Annotated in this window: 1 protein-coding gene; it reads left to right on the top strand. The window is 38.0% G+C overall.

The window, feature by feature from the left end; translation table 11 throughout:
• Positions 1 to 574 (top strand): Rib/alpha-like domain-containing protein (locus HMPREF3270_RS09470; protein ID WP_256324367.1); only part of this gene is annotated, 574 nt, incomplete at both ends.

Raw genomic sequence — 574 nt, 5'->3', positions numbered from 1 at the left:
AACAACCACAAAAAGACAAATATGAACCAACAGTAGGAGAAATCACAAAACCATACGGTACACCAACTACTGCGGAAGAAGTTCAAGAAAAAGTAAGTGTTCCAGAATTTCCTAAAGAAAAAGGCACACCTGTAGTAACGATAACGGATCCAACAAAATTACCAAATGGTCAAACAAGTGGCGTGTTCCAAGTCCCAGTCACAGTGACATATCCAGATAAAACAACAGACACAGTAAATGTGAAAGTAACAGTCGGACCAAAAAATTCTGAAACTTATCAACCAACAACAGGAGAAATTACGAAACCATATGGAACTCCAACTACTGTGGAAGAAGTCAAAGGCAAAGTAAATGTACCTAACTTCCCTAAAGAAGGCACTCAACCTGTAATCACAGTTGATACAAATAAATTGCCAAATGGACAAGTTAGTGGAGAAACTCAAGTCCCTGTCACAGTGACATATCCAGATAAAACAACAGACACAGTGAATGTGAAAGTAACCGTAGGACCGAAAGATTCAGACACTTATGAACCAACAATTCAACCAATTAAAAAACCATTTGGTCAAAACAC

The organism is Staphylococcus sp. HMSC65H10 (assembly GCF_001839185.1).
GTDB lineage: Bacteria > Bacillota > Bacilli > Staphylococcales > Staphylococcaceae > Staphylococcus > Staphylococcus simulans.
This window is presented reverse-complemented; position numbering and strand designations above follow the sequence as displayed.